Origin of the sequence: Paenibacillus wulumuqiensis (assembly GCF_000971965.1) — a bacterium.
Classification (GTDB): Bacteria; Bacillota; Bacilli; order Paenibacillales; family Paenibacillaceae; genus Saccharibacillus; species Saccharibacillus wulumuqiensis.
Map to the genome: position 1 here is coordinate 1 of NZ_LAQP01000040.1, position 508 is coordinate 508.

A 508-nucleotide genomic window follows, 5' to 3' on the forward strand; every position below is an offset into this window, starting at 1 on the left:
CACAGTCTCAGCAAGAACAGTTTCTAAAACGCGATGTTTCGTTTCGGTATCCAGTTTTCAAGGATCAACTTGTATAACATATTTGGTGGAGCCAAGCGGGATCGAACCGCTGACCTCCTGCTTGCAAGGCAGGCGCTCTCCCAGCTGAGCTATGGCCCCAAATTAGGTTTTAAATTATATGGTGGGCCCTGGTGGACTCGAACCACCGACCTCACCCTTATCAGAGGTGCGCTCTAACCAACTGAGCTAAGGGCCCACATTATGAAGTTGAAGATGTCATCGCTTGGCAGCGTCCTACTCTCCCAGGACCCTGCGGTCCAAGTACCATCGGCGCTGGAGGGCTTAACGGTCGTGTTCGGGATGGGTACGTGTGGAACCCCTCCGCCATCACCACCAAACGATGAAGCTTCTTAACTTATAGAGAGTTTAACCTCTCAAAACTGAACAACGAAGTGAGTGTCGGTCACATGGACCCGCGTCGGTTACCCAACGACTTGTATTTGAATGT

The 508-nt window shown here is 51.0% G+C and carries 2 tRNA genes and 1 rRNA gene; all 3 read right to left on the bottom strand.

Annotated elements, in window-relative coordinates:
• Positions 1 to 83 precede the first annotated feature (83 nt).
• Positions 84 to 159: transfer RNA gene (locus WH45_RS22615), tRNA-Ala, on the bottom strand.
• Between the two features lie 20 nt (positions 160 to 179).
• Positions 180 to 256, bottom strand: a tRNA-Ile gene (locus WH45_RS22620).
• A gap of 25 nt (positions 257 to 281) precedes the next feature.
• Positions 282 to 398, bottom strand: a 5S ribosomal RNA gene (rrf, locus tag WH45_RS22625).
• Positions 399 to 508 lie beyond the last annotated feature (110 nt).